The sequence below is a fragment of the Parahaliea mediterranea genome, assembly GCF_017255185.1.
Taxonomy (GTDB): Bacteria; Pseudomonadota; Gammaproteobacteria; order Pseudomonadales; family Halieaceae; genus JAFKCZ01.
In genome coordinates this window covers 237,269-257,403 of record NZ_JAFKCZ010000008.1, presented here as the reverse complement: position 1 = coordinate 257,403, position 20,135 = coordinate 237,269, and the positions used below count along the sequence as shown (strand labels likewise).

Here is a 20,135-nt window from a genome sequence, read left to right as displayed (position 1 = left end):
GTTAGTGGATCTTTCGTATAGTGAAGAGCAGCTACTGCTTAAAGACAGTGTTTCACGTTTTGTCGCCAGAAGCTACGAATTCAATAGGCGGCGGGATAACCTGCATTCATCACTCGGTTACTCGGCGGAAAACTGGGCGCTGTTCGCTGAGCTGGGTTGGTTGATGATTCCCTTTGACGAGGAAGACGGCGGGCTGGGCGGCTCCGCCGTTGACCTGATGATTCTCATGGAGGAGTTTGGAAAAGGGCTGGTTGTCGAGCCGTTTCTGGCAACCACGGTTTTGGCCGGCGGTTTGGTCGCGGCTTTGGGTAGTGATCGGCAAAAGGGTGATTATCTGTCTCCGGTGATCGATGGCGCGATGCAGCTGGCCGCGTGCTATATCGAACCGGATAGTCGCTACTGTTTGTCAAGGGTGACCACCAAGGCAGTCAGAGATGGCGGCGGCTATGTCATCAGCGGGAAAAAATGCGTTGTTCTGAATGGTGGTCACGCAGAAAACTACCTTGTTGTGGCTCGTACCAGCGGCGATAGTAACGACCAGTCTGGCATAAGCTGTTTTATTGTCCCAAATGGTGTCTCCGGGCTTTCGGTGGACAACTATCGCATGAACGATGGAGTGCCCGCGGCCGATCTCGTGTTCACCGATGTCAGGGTGCCGGAAAGTAGTGTTCTGGGGGCGATAGGCGACGGGTTCAAAGCCCTGGAATCCGTCGTTGCGCGTGCGACATTTGCCGCGTGCGCGGAATCTGTTGGAATTATGGATGAGCTGCTGAACAAAACAGTGGAGTACACGAAAACGCGCAAGCAGTTCGGTGTGCCAATCTCATCGTTTCAAGCGCTCCAGCATCGCATGGTCGACATGTTTATTGCCTGCGAGCAGTCGAGATCGATGCTCCTTATGGCGGCCTGCGAGTTGGACCAAGGCAGCGAGTCTAGCTTGAAGGCCGTATCGGCGACGAAGGCGCGTGTTGGACAGGCGGCAAGGCTGGTGGGGCAGGAGGCCGTGCAGATCCACGGGGGAATCGGTATTACCGACGAGCTGGATATCAGCCATTATTTCAAGCGCCTAACCAGTATCGAAAATCTTTTCGGAAGTGTTGATTATCATGTGGGCCGCTACATGAGTGCGTGACAACCACCTGCCGCCTATTGACGCTAAGGGCGGCGGAACAGTGATGTCGACAGCTCGGTGATTTGGAAGGGAGTTGCGCTGGTCCCGGGGAATTGGTGCTTGCTCCCTTGCATCGCGTTCGATCGAATTTTCTCCGTTGAATCTAACGCCGATTCGTTGAGAGAAGTTCGTCCTTGCGCATGTCCGAACGGATCGTTGCCTCAGATCGATAAAGCTCCATGGCGAGATGGTTTCCGGCTTCGCCAAGCCGTTGATTGTCGCGCGAACAAAATAGAACTAATATGTATTATATGATCTAATTATGGATCGAAATTGCCGCTCGCTCCCCGGTGAAGTCGAATCCGTCTGGCCAATATTGAAAAGGTGTGTATATGGGTCACGTAGAAGATGCGTTTCGGAGTGAAATACAGTGTTTGTTGAACAAACAGAGCATTCAGGAAGTGCTGGCTGACTACGCGCGCGGCATTGATCGTTGCGACGAGGACTTGCTGCGGTCCGTATATCATGAAGACGCCATGGACTTCCACGGTATCTTTGACGGCCCTGCCAGCCAGTTCATTCAGATTGCGCTGGAAGCACAGCGAAAAAAAATACATTCGTCCCATCTTCTCGGCCAAAGCAAAATTGATTTCGTGGGCAATGGCGCATATGTCGAGACCTATTTTTGGTCTTGCGATCTTACCGAGCGTCCCCTAGCCGGCATGTCAGTGAGTGGTGAAGGTCCGTTTATTACCTTCATGTCTGGCCGATACGCGGACTGGTTCGAGGATCGTGCGGAGGGTTGGCGTATCGCCGAACGCAAGGTCCTTTTGGATTGGGTTCACGCCATGCCGCTGGAGTGCGGTGGCTTGCCGATGTTCGAGGTTTTTCACCAATCGTTTAAATCGAAAGAAGATCCTGCTTATGGCAGGAGCGAGTAGCGACATAGGGCTGCTTCGCAATAACCGCTGAATCTGGAGATGGTAGTTTATGAACGGAACAACGCGGCAGGGGCCGATGAATGGTGTTCGGATTGTTGAGCTTGGGTTGTGGATCGCGGGCCCGGCCGCGACAGGTATCCTGGCCGATTGGGGGGCGGAAGTCATAAAGATCGAGCCTCCCAGGGGAGATCCCGCGCGGAGCGCAATGGAGTCAATTCTGGGTATAAAGGGCCAGCGGTCCCCGGCTTTTGATGTGGATAACCGCGGTAAGCGCTCGGTTGTTCTGGATCTGCAGGCCGAGGAGGGGAAGGGCGCCCTGATGAAATTGCTGGCCACCGCGGACGTATTCGCAACCAACGTGCGCCCGGCGGCACTGGAGCGGCTGGGGTTGCAGCCCGAAAAGCTTAGGGCGGAGTTTCCGGCACTGATTATCGCGCAAGTCACGGGCTATGGAAGTGCCGGTCCCGACGAAAACAGGCCTGGTTACGATAGTGGCGGTTTTTGGGCCTACTCGGGCCTGGCGCATCAATTCTCTGGCGAGTCGGGCTACCCGCCGCTATTGGTCAGTGCCATGGGCGATCACTTGACGGGTATAACCCTGGCCTCGGGTATTGCGGGGGCACTCTATGGGCGAACTCAGTCGGGCACCGGCTGTATCGTCGAGACATCCCTGCTGAAGACAGGCATCTATGCCGGAGCCTCGGACTTCTCCCTAAAGCTCGGTTTGGGTTTTCCCCAACTACCGATTAGCCGGGCGGCCGCCGACGCACCTTTGGTGAACTGCTATAAATCGGCGGACAATCGCGCAATCTGGCTTCTTGGTGTGGAGGGGCCGCGGCATTGGCCGATTATACTGAAGGCCTTGGACATTGAGCATCTGGCCGATGACGAGCGGTTTGTCGATGTGCGTTCCCGCTACAAGAATCGCAGGGCGCTCGTCGCTGAGTTTGATAAGCGGTTCGCTGAAAAGGATTTCGAGGCGTGGAGCGCGATACTCGACGAGCAGGAGGTTTTCTGGTCACCGGTAAACAATCTGGACGATGTTATCGCTGGTGAGCAGGCGGCGGCGATCGGTGCGTTCCCCGGCTTGCCCGCCGAGGGTGAGGACATTACTACGGTTGGAACCCCTATCGACTTTGACCGGCGCCCCACGGTTCCACAGGGGCCCACGCCGGCGCTGGGAGCGGATACGGAAGAGGTGCTGGCGGAACTCGGATTGCGGTGACCGCATCGACTCGAAAATGAGAGGGTGCTTGCACCCTTTGCCAGTTTTTTACATGTTTCGGAGGTCGTATGAGTGATGAATTGAATGGGAAGTTTGCCCTGGTTTCCGGGGCGGCATCGGGTATCGGCAAAGCTACCTCATTGTTGCTGGCCGCGCGTGGGATATCGGGTATCGCCTTGCTTGATACCGACGCCGTTGGCTTGCGCGCGGTAGCCGATGAGATTGGCGCGTCCGCCGCCCAAAGTAAGGCTCTGGTTGTAGATGTATGCGACGATGTGCAGCTCGAGTCGGCGTTCGACACCGCGGTACGCGAGTTCGGCTCTCTGCATTACGTTCACAACAACGTCGGCGTTATGACCGGTTTTCCACCTTATCCCGATACTCCGCTTGAAAATATCGACAGAACCATAGCAATTAACCTGCGGTCTATCATTCGCGCGACGCAATTCGCCTGCCGGGCAATTCACGCGTCTGGCGGTGGCAGCATACTCAATACCTCGTCTGGTGCCGCGTTGCGGCCGCTGCCCAATGACCCTGTTTACTCGGCGACCAAGGCTGGAATCAACGCCCTGGTGATAGCGTGCGCGCAGTTGTTTTCCGCCAAGGGCGTGCGAATTAACGCAATATGTCCCGGTATCGTCGATACGCCGATACTTGAGCAGAACCTGCACCCCGAATACGCACCGGGCACCGTGGAGGAGATACTTGCGGCGCGAGGAATAAAGCCACTACAGCCCGAGGATATTGCCTCCGCTGCGGTCAATCTGCTCGTAGATGCGCAGTGCAATGGCGAGATATTGAGTGTTGGCAACTAGTCGGAGGTCGCCTCTATATTGACACTCGCGGTCCGCGCTGGTCGTTGCCGCGAAATCGTGGCGAATGTTGTGGTATGGAAAAGAAATTGGTGATACAGGAAGGTATATTGAATGAGTAGTGACAGTGTTGTCTCGGTCGATCAGCGCGATGCTGTTCTGTGTATTACGATTGATCGCGAGTCGGTCAAGAATGCTCTTCACCCGCCGGCCAGTCGGGAACTTGCGGGCATATTTCGGCAATTCGAGGCTGATAGTACGCTGCGTGTCGCGATAGTCACCGGCGCGGGTGGTGATGCATTCTGTGCTGGAAATGATGTCAAATTTGCCGCGACCGCAAGCCGGGACGAGCGCCGATTGCCTGCGGAGGGGTTTGGTGGCCTGACGAATTTTTTCAATCGTACCAAGCCAGTCATAGCTGCGGTCAACGGCTTTGCCATGGGTGGAGGGTTTGAGATTGCGCTAGCCGCCGATATTGTCGTTGCCGGCAGACACGCGACTTTCGCCCTGCCGGAGCCCAGGTTGGGTATTGCCGCCGTCGGCGGTGGCATACAGCGCCTGTCACGCCAGATACCCTATAAATTGGCGGTGGAGATGCTGGTTACCGGGAGTCGTGTGTCGGCCGATCGTGGCTATGAAATGGGCTTTGTAAACCATGTCGTGGAGTCCGGCCAGGAGATGGCGAAAAGTCTGGAAATTGCTCGTGAAATCATCGCCTGCGCACCGTTGTCTGTCGAGGTGAGCCTGGCTAGCGCGCGTCAGGTCCTGGCTGGCATTGACCTGGAGGCGGCAATGGCTTCGGATATTGAGCATGCCAGGCGGCTGGTAAAATCCTCGGATGCGGCGGAAGGGGTGCGCGCATTCACCCAGAAGCGCAAACCGCAATGGTCGGGTAGTTAGGGGGAAACGTTGTTCCACCTCTGATAGCGGCCTTTCCATAGCGGTTCTTGATGGCGGTAGGATGTTGTCCGGGGGCCGTTAATGCTCACCTGACCGACCAAGGTCGCTATTGTTTCATCTGGGGCAATAGCTAAGTCATTGATAATTGTGTATGTCTGTCTTTTCGCTTAACCTATAAGCGTTGCTTACATTAACGGACCGCTCGGGTCTTGAAGTTAGATTTCACACAATTATATGCCTAAAAGTAAAGTAGTCTCCCCCACCAGGAAGAGGCCGGGTTCGGCTTTTTCCACCACCAACCCGCAGATTCTCCGAACGCGTAAAGCGATCCTTTCGTCCACGCGTAAGATGTTGATTAAAAAAGGCTTTAGGGCTTTGACGGTGGATGCTGTCTCGGCGCATAGCGGCGCCTCTCGCTCTACAATCTATCGCCACTGGCCATCGTTGAATCACCTGATGTTCGATGCTTTTGCGGAGATAACGGGCGCGCCCTTCGAGTCCCCCGAGACGGGTGACTTTCGCGAGGATTTATACAGTATTGCGCAGCAGTTTATCGATACGGTTAATACGGGTTCGTGGCTGGGCCTGCTGCCTCCATTCATCGAGGCCGCGCAACACGACGAGCATTTTGCCGAGCTGCTTGCCGAGTTGGTAAAAAGAGGTCGTACAACCACAAGGGAGATTCTGCTGAAAGCCCGGCGGGAGGGGCAGCTCGAGTCGAAGGCCAAGATTGATTGGATGGTGGACGCGATAAACGGCCCGATTATGTATCGCGCATTGTTGAGCGGTGAGCCGACAGACGAGAAGGGTTACCTGAAATACCTGATCAAGATCGCTACCAGCTAGCCCCCCGTCGCCTTTTCCAGGCCGGAAGAGCCAGCTGCCGGCAAGCCCGTCGTGTAATTATCTATGGCTGGTAGTTGGGGGCGCGCTTTTCAAGTTCCGCGCTTACCGCTTCGCGTTGATTGGCCGAGCCTAGGATCCGGTCCTGTTCGCTGGATTCCGCGAGTAGGGTATCCGCGGCGCTTTCAAACGGCGCGTTGTTGACTATCCGTTTTGCCGCGCGTATTGCATCCGGATTTTTGTGTGCAATGTGGGAAGCTGTTTCCAGCGCCGCTTCAACAGGGTTCTCACAAACCCGGGTTACCAGGCCAATTCTCTCGGCTTCGTCGGCGGTCACTATCTTGTGTGTGTAGATGAGCTCACGCAACTTGTCATCGGCCACCAGCTGCTGGAGGAAAGGCGTGCCTCCCATGTCGGGGACAATTCCCCATTTCATTTCCATGATACTGATTCGGGTATCGGGTGCCGCATAACGCATATCCGCGCCGATGCTGATCTGGCATCCGCCGCCGAAAGCAACGCCGTGCATGGCGGCGATAACAGGCACTGGTAGCTCGCGCCAGAGCCAGCTCGCGGCCTGGGGAAGGTTGACAATGCCGTGAGTGCGTTCTGAAAGACAGGCCAGCTGGCTTGCTTCTGCCGAGTCGCTCGCTGGCGTGCCGGTGAGTGCCGAGATGTCCAGACCCGCGCAGAACGCTCGCCCCTCGCCTGACAGCACTACGCAGCGTACATTGGCGTCGTTGGCCAGTTGTGTCGCGGCGGCGACAATGCTCTCCAGCATGAGCGCGTCCAGCGCATTCATTTTCTCTGGTCGATTCAGGCGAACGTGTGCGACATGCTCGTGGACGTCGACGATTACGCGTTTAGACATTTCATTCTCCCGGATACTGATCGAGGTAAAAGTAGTGAATATTGTGTCGACTGTACAGTCGCCATGATCGCTTCTGTAGTTTCCCGTGGCGTTTTCACTGAAATGTTTCGCAACCCCGGTCTCCTCCCATGGAAGTCCGCAAGGTATGACAGGTAGCGAGGATCAGGATTCAACATTGACTCGCTTGAGGTCGTTCTTGAAGGACCTGCTGGCCAGAAATAGCGCCACTGAGATGAAAATACCGACCCATACGGCAAAGGTGAGTCCGTACTCCAGGCTTTGGGCCGAGGAATGGCCTTGCGAACCGAAATAGTCGGAGATCGCGCCGACGATCAAGGGGGCAAGGCCGACGCCAAATATACTGGTAGTGAGTCCGTAGACCGCGGTGCCAATGCCGCGCGTGTGCGGCGCCAGAACGGTGTGCATGGAGGCGAGAATGGAGCCGAATCCCATGGCTCCGAGCATATTCGCCATGAAAAGGAAGGCGAGCGACAGCTGTAGATGATCGGTCATCAGCATTGCCAGGTGAAAGGGGACGTAGAAAAGACTCGCGAGGAATGGAAGCTTGAGTAGCCAGCCGAGGTCTTTCTGTGACAGCCGATTGCCCAGATAGCCGCCCAATAGCGAGCCGATAAGGGAGCCCGCGCCGATCGTCAGGCCGGTGTAGGCGCCGACCATGGCTGTGCTGAGTTCGTACTTGCGTATCAGGAAGGCGGGAAGCCACTGGGCGACACCGTACAGTAGAAAAGCGGTGAAGCAGGCCGAAACCACGATATAGCGGTAGGATTGTACTCCCCATAGCGTCGTGAGAGACGTCCCGAAACTGGCGGGCCTGGTCTCCGTGCCGGCAGCGTCAAGCGCGCCTCTTTTGGGTTCGCGCAGCGTGAAGCTGAGAAGGAGTAAAACCGGAATGCTGATCGCGCCCGCGGTCAGGAATGCCGCCCGCCAGCCGTAGGTTCCCGCGACCCAGCCGCCGCCGATGAGGCCGATTGTCAGGCCAAGCGTGCCGCCCGCATTCAATATTGCATAGGCCAGCGAGCGCTTTCTTACCTGGCAGTAGTCGGCGATCAAGGACTGGGTCGTGGGCATTGTTCCTGCCTCTCCCACGCCAACGAGTACTCTGGCAGCCAGAAGCTGAAAAAAGCCGCTGACCATGGCGCCGGCGGCTGTCGCAAGGCTCCAGACCGTAATGGCGAAGATCATGATGTGCTTCCTGCTGTACCGGTCGGCGAGCAGCCCAAGAAACAGGCCGACGCTACCGTAGAAGATGGCGAAGGCGAATCCCGTTAGCAGGCCGACCTGGGTGTCGGTCATGGGGATCTCGATGCGAATCGCCTCGATGATCACGGCCAGTATCATTCGATCGATGTAGTTGATCATATTGACCGAGAACATCAAGCCAACCACATACCAGGCATAGGTGGTGGCAGGCGTGGCGGCGTTCGCCGCTGAGAGATTGTTCGCTGAGCTGTTCATGCAACGGATTCTCATGCTTTCCGCGAGGGTGTAACCGCGGGTGGTTCGCGCTGTGCGATGGAGTGTTTACGTGATTCAGATAATTCGTTTGTGTTTCAAATGAGCCGCATCGTACAATATCTTAATGGTTGTATTCCAGACCGGCCGTGGTACTGAAATTCATCAGGCTGTTTTGGCGATTGATACGGGGTGTCGCGGCGCATCTACTCCGGTCGTTCTGATAAATGCCCTGGCAGGGCTGGTCTTTGCTCCTGAAGATGAACAGGTTGGACGGAAAAAACGCCATCACCGGACGGGTATGTTCCGAGTTCACCGGGGGGCGCGGCGGAGAAGGAATCCGGCCTCGGATTGGCGCCGCGCTCTTTCACCGCTTGACAAGTTGCGCCAGAGAATAGCGTCGAGCGTCACATGGTGACTGTGGCGCCCTGAATACCCTATATGAAAACGAGGTTTTGCAATGGCTGCTTCCATCCTGAGTGAGCGTGATATCGAGTTCATGCTTTACGAACTCTTTGACGCCGAGAATATGACGCTACGTGAGCGATACAGCGATCATTCTCGCGAGACGATGAATGCCGCGCTCACCACGGCCAGGGCCGTGGCCGAAAAGTACTTTGTCCCTATTCGCCAGAAAGTGGATACACATCAGCCAACTTTCGATGGCGAAAAAGTCCATATGGTTCCGGAAATCAAAGCCGCCGTAGATGCGGTGATAGATTCCGGTTTGGCGGCGGGGGCAGCTGACTACGAGCTCGGCGGGATGCAGCTTCCGTCAATTGTCGCGGACACGGTCACGGTTTATCTGACCGCGGCTGGTAGCTCCACGATGGGGTATACCACGCTCACCAATGCCAATGCGAACCTGATCGAGGCGCACGGAACGGCCGAACAAATCGAGAGGTGGGTCGAGCCACTGCGCAGCGGCCGCTTCGCCGGCACTATGGCCATGACCGAGCCCGGGGCGGGGTCGAGTCTTGCGGACCTGACCACGTCGGCCCGCAAGGCGGAGGATGGCAGTTATCGAATCACCGGCAACAAGATATTCATCTCCGGTGGCGATCATGACCTCAACGAAAATATCGTACATTTGGTACTGGCCCGCATCAAGGGTGCCCCCGCGGGGGTTAAAGGCATATCGCTATTCATCGTGCCGAAGTTTCTCGTCAATAGCGACGGTAGCATGGGGGAGCGGAACGAGGTGTCGTTGGCGGGCCTTTTCCACAAGATGGGCGGGCGCGGACACACTTCGACGGCATTGAATTTCGGTGAAAATGAAGGCGCCATTGGCTATCTCGTGGGCGAGGAGAACGAGGGCTTGCGCTATATGTTCCATATGATGAACGAAGCGCGAATTATGGTGGGGCATTCCGCGGCGGCCCTCGCGCTCACTGGATACCAGTATTCACTGGCCTATGCCAGGGAGCGCCCCCAGGGGCGCCTGCCCTCGGCCAAGGGGGCCGGGTCGTCGCCGGTGAATATTATCCAGCACCCCGACGTCAGGCGTATGCTGTTGGCGCAGAAAGCCTATTCCGAGGGCGCGTTCGCGCTGTGCCTGTTGGGCTCGCAGTTAATGGACGATACGAGAACCGGGGAGAGTGAAGAGCTGCGATTGAGAGCCGATACGCTGCTCGATTTCCTTACTCCCGTTATCAAGTCCTGGCCTTCCGAGTATGGGCCCAGAGCGAACAGCCTGGCGATACAGGTGATGGGCGGTCATGGATATATCAACGAGCATCCGGTGGAGATGTTCTATCGCGATAACCGGCTGAACCCCATTCACGAAGGTACTTACGGTATTCAGTCGCTGGACCTGTTGGCGCGCAAGGTACCGATGAACGGCATGGCGGGCTACAGGGTCTTCGTTTCCGAGGTGGAAAAAACACTCGAGGAGGCATCCTTTCAGCCGGAGCTGAAGGATTACGCGGTGGAGTTGGAGCTTGCGGTTGCTTCTTTGACCGACACCACCAACCAGTTGCTGCACGCGATGGAACACGAGCCCATCGATCTCGTGCTTTCGAACTCCGTCAAGTACCTCGAATTTTTCGGGAATGTGGTGGTTGCATGGATATGGCTGAGGCAGGGTATTGTGGCTGCCAGGGCGCTCGCCGATGATCCGCATGAAGCTGATCGGGATTTTTACCGCGGGAAGTTGCAGGCCTTGCGTTATTTCTTCCGCTTTGAGCTTCCGGAGACCGAGGCCTGGGCGAAGCTACTGGTCAATCTCGACAGCACGAGTTTCGACATGCAAGAGAGCTGGTTTTGACGCGCCTGCTCGCCACGCGCGAGCTTTCCGGCGATCCGTCGGGACGAAAGCCGGCACGCAGGCGGAGGTGACGGTGTTGCGACGCGCTGGCCAAAATCGGGCAGCGCTTTCGCACGGCGTCACTTGCCAGGGCTCGATATCACTGTTTGACCTTCGGCGCGACATTCCATTACGCTTTGGCAGCGCGCGCGTCGCTCGTGGACTGGATTGAAGTCGATCAATCGCTTACAAGAAAAAGGTCAGAATCGCCATGCCGGCAAAACAAAAGGAAAGGAGGGGGAGCGCATTTGAAACGACCGACCCTCAAATTCTTCGCACGCGGGCGGCAATTGTGGCCTCTACGCGTAAGTTATTGATAGATAATGGTTATCGCGCGATTACGGTGGAAAAAATATCCGCCGATAGCGGTGCCTCCAGGTCAACCATCTACCGGCATTGGCCCAATATTGAAGACCTGTTGTTTGATGCTTTCGCCAGTCTCACCGGCAAGCCCTTCGAGTCGCCGGATACCGGGGACTTCAGGACGGATTTACGGGACATTACCGGGCAGTTTATCGAAGCGGCTTCGTCGTCAAAGTGGTTGAACTTGCTGCCTTCGTTTATTGAGGCATCGCACCACGACGAACACTGCGCCGAGCTTCTCGCCGACCTTGTCCAGTATTCTCGCTCCACAACCATCCAGATTCTGAAGAAAGCGAAAAAGGATGGAGAATTGAGCCCCAAGGCGAATGTTGAGTGGATGGCGGACGTGATAATTGGTCCGCTTATCTACCGTGGTCTGTTGAGCAAGCAACCTCTGGACGAGAAAGGACTTCTGGAATACCTCGTTGATTGCGCGACCGCCGGTTGACGGTTCCCGCCAGATGAGCGCGAAGGGGCTGTTTTGCCCTCGCGCGAAGCCTGCCGGCGATTGTTGGCGCGGCTTTTCCAGGTGAAATTTTAAGCAGGGCCCTCGCCCGCCGGTCCGGCTGTTGTAGCCGCGACGCGGCTGCACAAACTCCTTCCTGCGTTTTTAGGCGATTCTGAGGCCTCGCCGGATCTCGCTTGCCGGGCCGCCGGGTTTGCGGCGATACAGCCAGGGTGGGGCATTCCCGCTCTCTTGGCTGGGGATTCACCGGGGTTCGCGCATACGGCTGCATTGTAGCGACTGGTCGCGGTGGCCGGTGCCCCGTCGTTCGCTGGTGCTTCCGTCCAGCACTTCTGTTCCTGGCTGTTTATTGTTTGATACCCCTGCCGTACCTGGCTCATTCCAGCTCCTGGCGCGCGCGCCGTGGCCGCCACTGCCCTCACCCCGTTGCGCTGTCGGAGAACTGGGTTAATTTAGATGATACATTGTTGAATCGTATAGATACGTGTAATACCATGCCGTCCGATTGGTAAATCGATAACAATCACAATGAGGTGATTCAATGATCCGCAGTAATTCAATGAAGTATTCGATGGCTCCGATGCTGGCGGCGGTGGCTGCCGCTGTTGGAACCTACTCGGCTCACTCCCAGGCGCAATCCAAGCTGAACGTCATGCTGGAAGAGGTCGTTGTGACCGCGACCAAGAAAAACGCCGCGGAATCCGTACAGACTGTTCCCATAGCGATGACCGCCTTTGGCGGTGATCAGCTGGATGTCATGCAAATACGCGATATCGAGGGCTTGAGCTACAAAATGCCCAACGTCGCCCTCGATTCGAACGGTATCGTGAAAGGCGTCGCCAATTTTTCAATCCGTGGTTATGGCTCCAACAGTTCCATCGTTTCGGTGGAGCCCACGGTGGGCCTTTTTGTCGATGGCGTCTACATGGGTACGACTGTAGGCGTGGTTATGGATACCTACGATCTCGAGTCGGTCGAGGTGCTGCGGGGGCCGCAAGGCACACTGTTCGGGCGCAATGTCTCCGGAGGTGCCGTACTTGTGAACACCCGGCGCCCCGGGGAAGAGTTTGAGCTCGATTTCAAATCCTCGATCGAAACAGGCCTGAACAAGACGGTAGCAGGTGGCGTGACCCTTCCAATCATCGACGGCGAGCTCTCCGCCCGGCTTGTGGGGTACTACCGCGACGACGATGGCTGGTTCAAGAACGATTACTCCGGTGACGATTTCGGCAAGGACGAGACCTACTTTGTTCGCCCCAGCGTCCGTTGGACCCCGGGCGATAACGTAGAGATTCTGCTGCGCATGGAGGCCGGTCAAACCGAAGCGGATGGCCCCGCTGTACAGGGCCGCGGCGGCAGCGCGAATTTCGACAAAGACAGCTTTGATATTGCGATTAACGAGCCGGGGTTTGTCGATATCGAGTGGCAATCCGCCACCCTGGAGACCAACTTCGACGTTGACCTGGGCAACGGCACGATCACCAATATTTTTGGCTATCGGAGCGTGGAGCAATCCCAGATGCTGGATCTGGATGGCTATATCTACACGGCGATCCATACCTTTGGCTCCCTTGATGTGGAGCACTTCAGCAACGAGCTCCGGTATTCCGGTAATGTCAATGACAACTGGACGGTTACCGCCGGGCTCTATTACTTCGAACAGGACATTGCCAGCACACAGGCCAACCTTCTCGTCAACGGCGCCTATCTCGAAGGCGGCGGCGGCGAGCAGGAACAGTTCAGCTACGGGGTCTTTGTAAACAACAACCTGGCCCTGAGCGACGAGTGGACCCTGAATCTGGGGCTGCGCTATACCTACGAGGAAAAGGATGCCCGGGTCCAGTTCGACTCCACCGGGGGCGCGTGTGAACCCTTCTATGAGCCGGGTTGCTCCAGTTATGCATTCCCGGGACCAGATGATCAGGGCGAGGAAGACTGGTCCAATGTGTCTCCGCTCGTGGGTGTCCAGTATTTTCCCAGTGAGGACGTACAGCTTTACGCCTCCTGGTCGGTGGCCTATCGAAGTGGCGGGTACAATCTGAGACAGGGAGATCCCAATTCCAGCCCGGGGCCCGTCGACGAAGAGGAGCTGACCGCGTATGAAGTGGGTGTGAAGTCCGACTGGTTGGACCGGAAACTGCGCATTAATGCCGCCTATTTCTATAACGATATTGAGGGGCTCCAGCGCGCGGTATTCGCGCCTGACGAAAAAGGTATCCAGCGGCAGACCGTCACGAATGCCGCCGATGCTGTGATACAAGGTGCCGAACTGGAAGCCCAGATGTTTGTCTCCGACAGTCTGCTGCTAAACGCAACAATCGGCTACCTTGATGGCGAATATCATGACGTCGCCTACGACCTCAATGCGGACAGCGTAATCGACGCCGCGGATGAGAGCCTGAAACTGACCCGGTTGGCGCCCTGGACGGCCACTTTGGGCCTGACCTACGACCGTGATATCGGAGATTTGGGTGCCGTGAGCGTGAACACAAATTACAGCTTCCGGGATGCCGCGGCCTATACCGACAGTAACGACGCCTTCTTGCCGCAGGTGGGCTTGTTCAATGCGAGCATTGCCTACACATCTTCCACCGGCGCCTTTACCGTCACGCTGTACGGGAAAAACCTGACCGACGAAGTGACCTATGGAGCACATTCGCTCCTTCCCGATGTGCTTGCAGGTGTGCCAACCGGAGGATCTTTCATACCTCTGAATAAGGGGCGTGTTGCCGGCGTTTCCGTCGACTACAGGTTCTAGCAGGTCGGCGGGATTGTGGCGTACATCGGTACGCCACGTCATTTTTGGCGTGCCCCAATGGCTCGAATCGCGTGGGGCTCGGTTTTTCATCTCCGGATGTCCGCCTTCAGCCCTGCTCGAGCATTAACTTCCTGGTAATTCAATACTCTGAACCAGCCGCGTCTTCCGGCTGGTTCTCGTCCTTTTCTCGCCCTTTTGGGTGATCCTGCCTCCTCCCTGCCGCTTAGACTGGAGCGGTACCAAGCCGTAAACAAATAACAGATCAGGGAGCAGCGCAGATGTTACTGAAAGACAAGGTCGTGATTGTATCGGGCATCGGCCCCGGGCTGGGCCAGGAACTGTCCACCCTGGCCGCGAAGGAGGGCGCCGCCGCGGTGGTGCTGGCGGCGCGTACCGAGGCCAAGCTCGATACCGCGGAGCAGGAGATCCGCGAGCTGGGTCTCGACACCCGGGTACTCAAGGTGGTCACGGATATCGCCGACGCGGCCCAGTGCCGCAACCTCGCCGACCGCGCCGCGGAGGCCTTCGGCCGTATCGACGTACTGTTCAACAGCGCCTACAACCCCGGTTCCTTTGAACCCATCGCCGAGGCCGATCTCGATGGCTGGCGGGCCAGCATGGAAGTCAATTTTTTCGGCACCATGCAGCTCACCCAGGCCTGTATCCCGCACCTGCGCAAGGCGGGGGGCGGCGCCATCGTGATGATCGCCACCATGGTGGAGCACAAGCCGTTGGCCACCCAGGGTGGCTATGGCGCGACCAAATCGGCCCTGCGCAGCGCCACCAAACACCTGGCGCTGGAACTCGGCGGCGACAATATCCGCGTCAACAGCGCGCACATGGGCTGGATGTGGGGGCCCTCGGTGGAAGGGTATTTCGACTGGCAGGCGGGGGACAGCGGCCGGCCGAAGGAGGAGCTGATCGCCGAGGTCTGCCGCCACATCCCCCTGGGCCGCATCCCCGACGATGGCGACTGCGCCAAGGCGGCGGTGTTCCTGGCGTCCGATTATGCCGCCGCCGTTACCGGTGCCGCCCTGGACGTCAACGGCGGGGAATACATGCCCGTGTAGGGCCGGTTTCAACCGGTCTTCCGTCCGGGCGTGGTCGAATGAATTCGACCCTACACGGGTTGGCGGGACGGCCTGTAGGGCCGGTTTCAACCGGCCATCCGTTGGTCGTGGTCGAATGAATGACCCAAAAAGAGGGGCCCGCTGTCGACCCTACACGGGTTGGGGCTCCTCCCTGCAGGGCCGGTTTCAACCGGCCTGCGCCGGGAAACCCGGCGCGATGAATTTCGCCCCAGGGGGGACAAATTGACCCCGTCCGCGCCACCCCGGACAATGACGGAATTTACACGGACCACACCGGGTGGATAGCGACTACACGATTTCCGACGCCATGAACGAACTGCTGCTGGCCCTGTCCCGGGGCCCGGTAGCGGATTCGCCATGGGAGGAATTCCTGCGCCTGCTGGGCCGGGCCCTGTCCGCCGACTACGTGACCCTGATCCTGCGCGCCCCGCGCGAGGGCGACGCCGGGGTGGTGATCAACTCGGTGGTGCTCTCGCCCGAGGTCTACGACGCCTACAACGAGGCCTACTTCGCCATGGACCCCTTCGTGAACCTGCCCGCCGGGGAGGTGTACACGGTGGACGCCTTCATGCCCTCCGAGGATTACTATGCCTCGGACTATTACCAGCAGTACGTGAAGGCAACGGGCATCCGTCACCTGATGGGGGCCGACCTGGGTGACGACCTCGGCAACAGCGCGCGCCTGCGCTGCGCGCGGCGGGAGGGAAAACCCAATTTCTCCGCCGCGGACCGCGCCCTGTGCCAGTGCTTGCTGCCACACATCCAGCAGACCATTCGCCTGCACGCGCGCATCGCGCGGGTGGAGAGCGAGCGTTCGCTGTTCGCCACCGCGGTGGACCGGATGGCGGTGGCCGCGTTTATCCTCGATCAGAGCGCCCGTATCCGCCACAGCAACCGCGCCGCCGACCGCCTGCTGGGTGAGGGGCAGTGGATGCAGGCCGAGGACGGCCAGCTGCGCCTGGTGGATCGCGAGGACAATCGCGCCTTCCGCGCCTGCCTAGAGGACGTGATGCAGGCGCACCTGCGGGGCGAACCCGCCTTTATCAAAGCCCTGCGCCTGGGCCGGGAGCGCGGCGAGCCTGGCGCCGGGGTCCTGCTGCGGCCCCTGCCCCTGGTGGCGGCCCCCGACGGCAGCCGCAATCCCTCGGTGGCGATTTTCGTCTCCGACCCCTCCCAGCCGCGGGAGGCCCAGCACGACGTGCTGATGACCCTGTTCGGCTTCACCCGCGCCGAGGCCAACCTGGCCCTGCAGCTGGCCAACGGCGCCACCCTGGACGAGGCCTGTGAGCGCCTGCACATCTCGCGCAACACCGGTAAATCGCACCTCAGCGCGGTATTTTCCAAAACCGGGGTGACGCGGCAGACGCGGCTGGTACAGTTGATTTTACGCAGCGTCGCCCATATGGGCGCGTAAACCGATGCCATGGAGGTTCCACAATGTCCGACCCCGAAAAAATTGAAGCCGCGGCCTTTCGCCGCCTGCTGGCGCACCTCGACAGCCGCAAGGACGTGCAGAACATCGAGCTGATGGAACTGGCGGGCTTTTGCCGCAACTGCCTGGCCAAGTGGTACATGGCCGCCGCCGAGGAGCAGGGCGAGACGATCGACTATGACAGCGCCCGGCAGCGTATCTACGGCATGCCCTACGAGGAATGGAAGGCGAAGTACCAGAAATAGCCGCCGCGCCATGCCGGCGCAATCGGCGGCGTCATTGCCTCGATTGCTGGCCGCTTATCCCGCCGGTGTGGGGCCAGACGTCCCTGTCCGGCCACTCAAGCATGCCGCCCGGAAGTGACGTCTGCGTGAACGCTGTTTGAACTTGTCTTTACAGCTTTGTCGGCGGTGTTTCGCTGTTTCCGGTGGTGGAAAGGCGCGCCCGCAGGCCGGCAAACCCGCGGCGCATGTCCTCGCCGATCAGGTACAGGGCGGGCACCATCAGCAGGGTGACGAACAGCGCGAACAGGACCCCGAAGGCCAGTGACAGCACCGCCGGTTTGAGAAACTGGGCCTCGGTGGAGCGCTCGGCCATGATCGGGATCAGGCCGATGAAGGTGGTGAGGGTGGTGAGCAGGATGGGGCGGAAGCGGTGCACGCCGGCCTCCACCACCGCGTTGAGCGTCTCCGTCCCCTGTTGGCGCAGGCGGCCGATGTAGTCCACCAGTACCAGGTTGTCGTTGACCACCACGCCGGCGGCGGCGCCGATGCCGAAGTAGGAGAACAGGGCCAGCGGCACGCCGAACAGCAGGTGGCCGAAGATCGCGCCCATGAAACCGAAGGGAATCGCGGTCATCACCAGCAGCGGCAGGGCGTAGGAGCGGAAGGCCACCGCGATCAGGGTGTACATCACGAAAATGGCCACCAGGTAGAGTGCGATGATCTGGTCGAAGAAATCCTGCTCGACTTCCTGCTGGCCACCGCGCAGGATTTCGAGGCCGGGATAACGGGCCTCCAGTTCCGGCAGGAACTGTTCGCGCACGTCGCGGTTGATGTCGCTGGCCAGTTCGGGGATGGCGTCGGCGGCGACCTGCACCGTGCGCTGGCCGTCGCGCCGCTCGATACGCTGCACGCCACTGGATACGGTGATGTCCACCACCGACAGCAGCGGCAGCTCGCGGCCGTCGGCGGTGCGCACCCGGAAGTGATCCAGCGAGGCCAGGCTCTCGCGCAGCTCGCGCGGGTATTTCAGCATCACCCGTACGTCGCCATTCTCCCGCGGCAGGCGCTGCACTTCCTCGCCGTAGTAGGCCTGGCGCACCTGCTTGGAAACTTCAGCGAGGGTCACGCCCAGTTTCTCCGCCCCGGGGCGCAGTTGCAGGTGGATCTCATCGGACTCGCCGCGCAGGCTGTCGCGGACGTAGTAGGCGCCCTCATAGGTGCGCAATTGCGCCTGCAGATCAATGCTGGCCTCGCGCAGGGTGGCCATATCGCGGTGGCGCAGCAGGTAGGTGAGGGCCGGGCCCTGGTCGTTGAGGGTGTAGCTGATCTGGATTTCCTCGGCCTCGGGAATGTCGCCCACCAATGCCTGGAAGCGCGCGGCCGCTTCCTTGGCCGACAGGTCCCGGTCCTCCGGCGGCGACAGTTTTACGATGGCGATCACGCTGTCGCGCCGCGAGCGGGTGTACCAGCCCTTGATCAGCTGGCCGCTACCGCCGCTGGCTTCGGCGTCGCGCCTGACCTCGGCGATCAACCTCTTTTCCGCGTCCTGCAGGGTGCCGAGAACTTCGAGGGCCCGGGCATAGGGCGCCCCGGAGGGCATCACCACGTTGATATAGATTTCTTCGCTGGCGACCTCGGGGAAGAACGTGGACTTGACCCAACCCGCCTTGAACAGGCCGATGCTGACGATAAAGACGGCGACAAAGCCGGCTACCGTGAGGTAGCGCCGCCGCGCCGCCCAGGACACGACGGCGCGATAGCGGGTGTTGGCGAAATTGACAATGCCCTCTTCCAGCCGTTTCTGCCGCGCGCGCCAGCGCCCCAGGTGCTCCCGGTGTTCCAGGTGGCGCAGGTGGGCGGGCAGGATGAAAAAGGCCTCCAATAGCGAAATGGTCAGCGCCACGGTAATGACGATGGAGAACTGCCGGGTCATGTGCCCGCCCTCCACGTCCAGGAAAAACCAGGGGGCGAAGGCGATCATGGTGGTCAGCACCGCGAAGATCACCGGCTTGGCCACCGCCGCCGCGCCGCTCACCGCCGAGGCCGGCCCGCCGCCGTACTGGTGGGCGTGCTGGTGGATGCTCTCGCCCACCACGATGGCGTCGTCCACCACGATCCCCAGGACCAGCAGGAAGGCGAAGGTGGACATCACGTTGAGCGACACGTCGTTGGCCGGCAGCAGGGAAAAGGTGCCCATGAAGGCCACCGCGATACCCGCGGTCACCCACAGCGCGACCTTGGGCCGCAGCGACACGATCAGCACCGCGAATACCAGAAGCAGGCCCAGGTAGGCGGACTTGCCGATGGTCTCCATGCGGCTCTTGTAGATGTCGGCGGTGTCGAACCACAGGGTCAGGTCGACGCCGCGGGGCAGGGTGGGGCGGGTCTGTTCCATCCAGGCCTTGACCGCGTCGGAGGCCTTCACCACCTGCATGTTGTCGGTGGACAGCATCTGCAGCAACACCGCCGGCTGGCCGTTCATGGTGGCGAGGATTTCCTCTTCCTCGAAGCCGTCGATCACCCGCGCCACATCGCCCAGGGTCACCGTGGCGCCGTCCGCGGCCTGGCGGATTACGATGCGCTCGAACTCCTCCCCGGAATCTGCCAGGTTGCGCGCCCGCAGGCGCACATCGCCGGTGGCGGTGCGCACCTGGCCGGAGGACAGGTTGACCGAACTGCCGCGAATGGCCGCCGCCACCTCGTCGAAGCTCAGGCCGTAGCGGCGCAGGGAGGCCTCCGACAGCTCCACCGTGACCTCTTCCCGGCGGGTGCCGAACAGTTCGACGATGGAGATGTAGGGCAGCTTGGCCATGTCGTCGCGCAGGTCCTGGGCCAGGCGGGTGAGCTCGCGCTCGCTGACGTCGCCGTGCACCGCCACCCGGATCATTTCCTCGCGGAACTCGGTGCGTTTGATCTTCGGCGGCTCGATGTCCCGTGGCAGGCCGATCACCGCGTCGACGCGGTTTTTCACCTCGTTGAGGAAGTCGTTGATATCGACGTAGCTCCAGGTGCTGACATCGATCCGGCCGTAGCCTTCACTGGCGGTGGCGGTTACCCGCTTCACGCTGTCGAGGTCCTTGAGGGATTCCTCGATGCGCATGACAACCTGTTCCTCCACCTCCTGGGGGGCGGCGCCAGGCCAGGTGATCTCCACCTGCACCTGGTTGATCACGAACTGCGGGAAGGCCTCCCGCTCCATGGCGCGAAAGCCGAGGAAGCCGGACAGCAGGATGCCCACCATCAGCAGGTTGGCCGCCACCGGGTTGTTGATCCACCAGCCGATCAGGCGTTCCATGCGGTGCTCCCCGTCCCCTCGGCGA

15 protein-coding genes are annotated in these 20,135 nt (G+C 59.4%); 12 read left to right on the top strand and 3 right to left on the bottom strand.

The window, feature by feature from the left end:
- Window positions 1-4 precede the first annotated feature (4 nt).
- The 6 genes from JYP50_RS12910 (at window position 5) to JYP50_RS12885 (ending at window position 5,835) form a co-directional block, all read left to right on the top strand.
- Window positions 5-1,132: an acyl-CoA dehydrogenase family protein gene (locus JYP50_RS12910; protein ID WP_206560945.1), complete on the top strand. Its 1,128-nt coding sequence runs from the start codon at window positions 5-7 to the stop codon at window positions 1,130-1,132.
- Window positions 1,133-1,503: 371 nt separating this feature from the next.
- Complete coding sequence (locus JYP50_RS12905; RefSeq protein WP_206560944.1) at window positions 1,504-2,052, top strand: nuclear transport factor 2 family protein; 549 nt, start codon at window positions 1,504-1,506, stop codon at window positions 2,050-2,052.
- Window positions 2,053-2,101: 49 nt separating this feature from the next.
- On the top strand, window positions 2,102-3,277 hold the full coding sequence (locus JYP50_RS12900) for a CaiB/BaiF CoA transferase family protein (protein WP_206560943.1): 1,176 nt from the start codon (window positions 2,102-2,104) through the stop codon (window positions 3,275-3,277).
- 68 nt (window positions 3,278-3,345) lie between these two features.
- Window positions 3,346-4,092, top strand: coding sequence for an SDR family NAD(P)-dependent oxidoreductase (locus JYP50_RS12895; protein ID WP_206560942.1), 747 nt, complete (start codon window positions 3,346-3,348; stop codon window positions 4,090-4,092).
- A gap of 111 nt (window positions 4,093-4,203) precedes the next feature.
- Window positions 4,204-4,989: an enoyl-CoA hydratase-related protein gene (locus JYP50_RS12890; RefSeq protein WP_206560941.1), complete on the top strand. Its 786-nt coding sequence runs from the start codon at window positions 4,204-4,206 to the stop codon at window positions 4,987-4,989.
- A 234-nt stretch (window positions 4,990-5,223) separates the two neighbouring features.
- Window positions 5,224-5,835, top strand: a complete 612-nt coding sequence (locus tag JYP50_RS12885) for a TetR/AcrR family transcriptional regulator (protein WP_277602477.1) — start codon at window positions 5,224-5,226, stop codon at window positions 5,833-5,835.
- Between the two features lie 61 nt (window positions 5,836-5,896).
- Here JYP50_RS12885 and JYP50_RS12880 read toward each other — a convergent pair whose 3' ends face one another.
- Complete coding sequence (locus tag JYP50_RS12880; protein ID WP_206560940.1) at window positions 5,897-6,703, bottom strand: crotonase/enoyl-CoA hydratase family protein; 807 nt, start codon at window positions 6,701-6,703, stop codon at window positions 5,897-5,899.
- Window positions 6,704-6,865: 162 nt separating this feature from the next.
- A complete protein-coding gene (locus JYP50_RS12875) occupies window positions 6,866-8,179 on the bottom strand; it encodes a spinster family MFS transporter (RefSeq protein WP_206560939.1) in 1,314 nt (437 codons plus the stop codon).
- Between the two features lie 457 nt (window positions 8,180-8,636).
- Between JYP50_RS12875 and JYP50_RS12870 the strand changes: the two genes are divergently transcribed.
- The 6 genes from JYP50_RS12870 (at window position 8,637) to JYP50_RS12845 (ending at window position 16,836) form a co-directional block, all read left to right on the top strand.
- A complete protein-coding gene (locus JYP50_RS12870) occupies window positions 8,637-10,442 on the top strand; it encodes an acyl-CoA dehydrogenase (RefSeq protein WP_206560938.1) in 1,806 nt (601 codons plus the stop codon).
- A gap of 250 nt (window positions 10,443-10,692) precedes the next feature.
- Window positions 10,693-11,292, top strand: a complete 600-nt coding sequence (locus tag JYP50_RS12865) for a TetR/AcrR family transcriptional regulator (protein ID WP_206560937.1) — start codon at window positions 10,693-10,695, stop codon at window positions 11,290-11,292.
- A gap of 559 nt (window positions 11,293-11,851) precedes the next feature.
- Window positions 11,852-14,068: a TonB-dependent receptor gene (locus JYP50_RS12860; RefSeq protein ID WP_206560936.1), complete on the top strand. Its 2,217-nt coding sequence runs from the start codon at window positions 11,852-11,854 to the stop codon at window positions 14,066-14,068.
- Between the two features lie 278 nt (window positions 14,069-14,346).
- The gene (locus JYP50_RS12855; RefSeq protein ID WP_206560935.1) at window positions 14,347-15,138 is read left to right on the top strand and encodes an SDR family oxidoreductase; all 792 of its coding nucleotides are present in this window, start codon (window positions 14,347-14,349) and stop codon (window positions 15,136-15,138) included.
- Between the two features lie 298 nt (window positions 15,139-15,436).
- Entirely contained in the window at window positions 15,437-16,573 is a 1,137-nt protein-coding gene (locus JYP50_RS12850; protein WP_206560934.1) for a helix-turn-helix transcriptional regulator, read from the top strand.
- A gap of 23 nt (window positions 16,574-16,596) precedes the next feature.
- A complete protein-coding gene (locus JYP50_RS12845) occupies window positions 16,597-16,836 on the top strand; it encodes a DUF1244 domain-containing protein (RefSeq protein ID WP_206560933.1) in 240 nt (79 codons plus the stop codon).
- Window positions 16,837-16,984: 148 nt separating this feature from the next.
- On the opposite strand, the gene JYP50_RS12840 is transcribed toward JYP50_RS12845, so the two are convergent.
- Window positions 16,985-20,110, bottom strand: a complete 3,126-nt coding sequence (locus tag JYP50_RS12840) for an efflux RND transporter permease subunit (protein WP_206560932.1) — start codon at window positions 20,108-20,110, stop codon at window positions 16,985-16,987.
- Window positions 20,111-20,135 lie beyond the last annotated feature (25 nt).

What these genes read in the sequence shown, in the direction of transcription:
- JYP50_RS12840 (WP_206560932.1), bottom strand. Translation starts at nt 20,110, where the DNA reads ATGGAACGCCTGATCGGCTGGTGGATCAACAACCCGGTGGCGGCCAAC.
- JYP50_RS12845 (WP_206560933.1), top strand. Translation starts at nt 16,597, where the DNA reads ATGTCCGACCCCGAAAAAATTGAAGCCGCGGCCTTTCGCCGCCTGCTG.
- JYP50_RS12875 (WP_206560939.1), bottom strand. Translation starts at nt 8,179, where the DNA reads ATGAACAGCTCAGCGAACAATCTCTCAGCGGCGAACGCCGCCACGCCT.
- JYP50_RS12890 (WP_206560941.1), top strand. Translation starts at nt 4,204, where the DNA reads ATGAGTAGTGACAGTGTTGTCTCGGTCGATCAGCGCGATGCTGTTCTG.
- JYP50_RS12855 (WP_206560935.1), top strand. Translation starts at nt 14,347, where the DNA reads ATGTTACTGAAAGACAAGGTCGTGATTGTATCGGGCATCGGCCCCGGG.
- JYP50_RS12885 (WP_277602477.1), top strand. Translation starts at nt 5,224, where the DNA reads ATGCCTAAAAGTAAAGTAGTCTCCCCCACCAGGAAGAGGCCGGGTTCG.
- JYP50_RS12865 (WP_206560937.1), top strand. Translation starts at nt 10,693, where the DNA reads ATGCCGGCAAAACAAAAGGAAAGGAGGGGGAGCGCATTTGAAACGACC.
- JYP50_RS12860 (WP_206560936.1), top strand. Translation starts at nt 11,852, where the DNA reads ATGATCCGCAGTAATTCAATGAAGTATTCGATGGCTCCGATGCTGGCG.
- JYP50_RS12905 (WP_206560944.1), top strand. Translation starts at nt 1,504, where the DNA reads ATGGGTCACGTAGAAGATGCGTTTCGGAGTGAAATACAGTGTTTGTTG.
- JYP50_RS12870 (WP_206560938.1), top strand. Translation starts at nt 8,637, where the DNA reads ATGGCTGCTTCCATCCTGAGTGAGCGTGATATCGAGTTCATGCTTTAC.
- JYP50_RS12900 (WP_206560943.1), top strand. Translation starts at nt 2,102, where the DNA reads ATGAACGGAACAACGCGGCAGGGGCCGATGAATGGTGTTCGGATTGTT.
- JYP50_RS12895 (WP_206560942.1), top strand. Translation starts at nt 3,346, where the DNA reads ATGAGTGATGAATTGAATGGGAAGTTTGCCCTGGTTTCCGGGGCGGCA.
- JYP50_RS12880 (WP_206560940.1), bottom strand. Translation starts at nt 6,703, where the DNA reads ATGTCTAAACGCGTAATCGTCGACGTCCACGAGCATGTCGCACACGTT.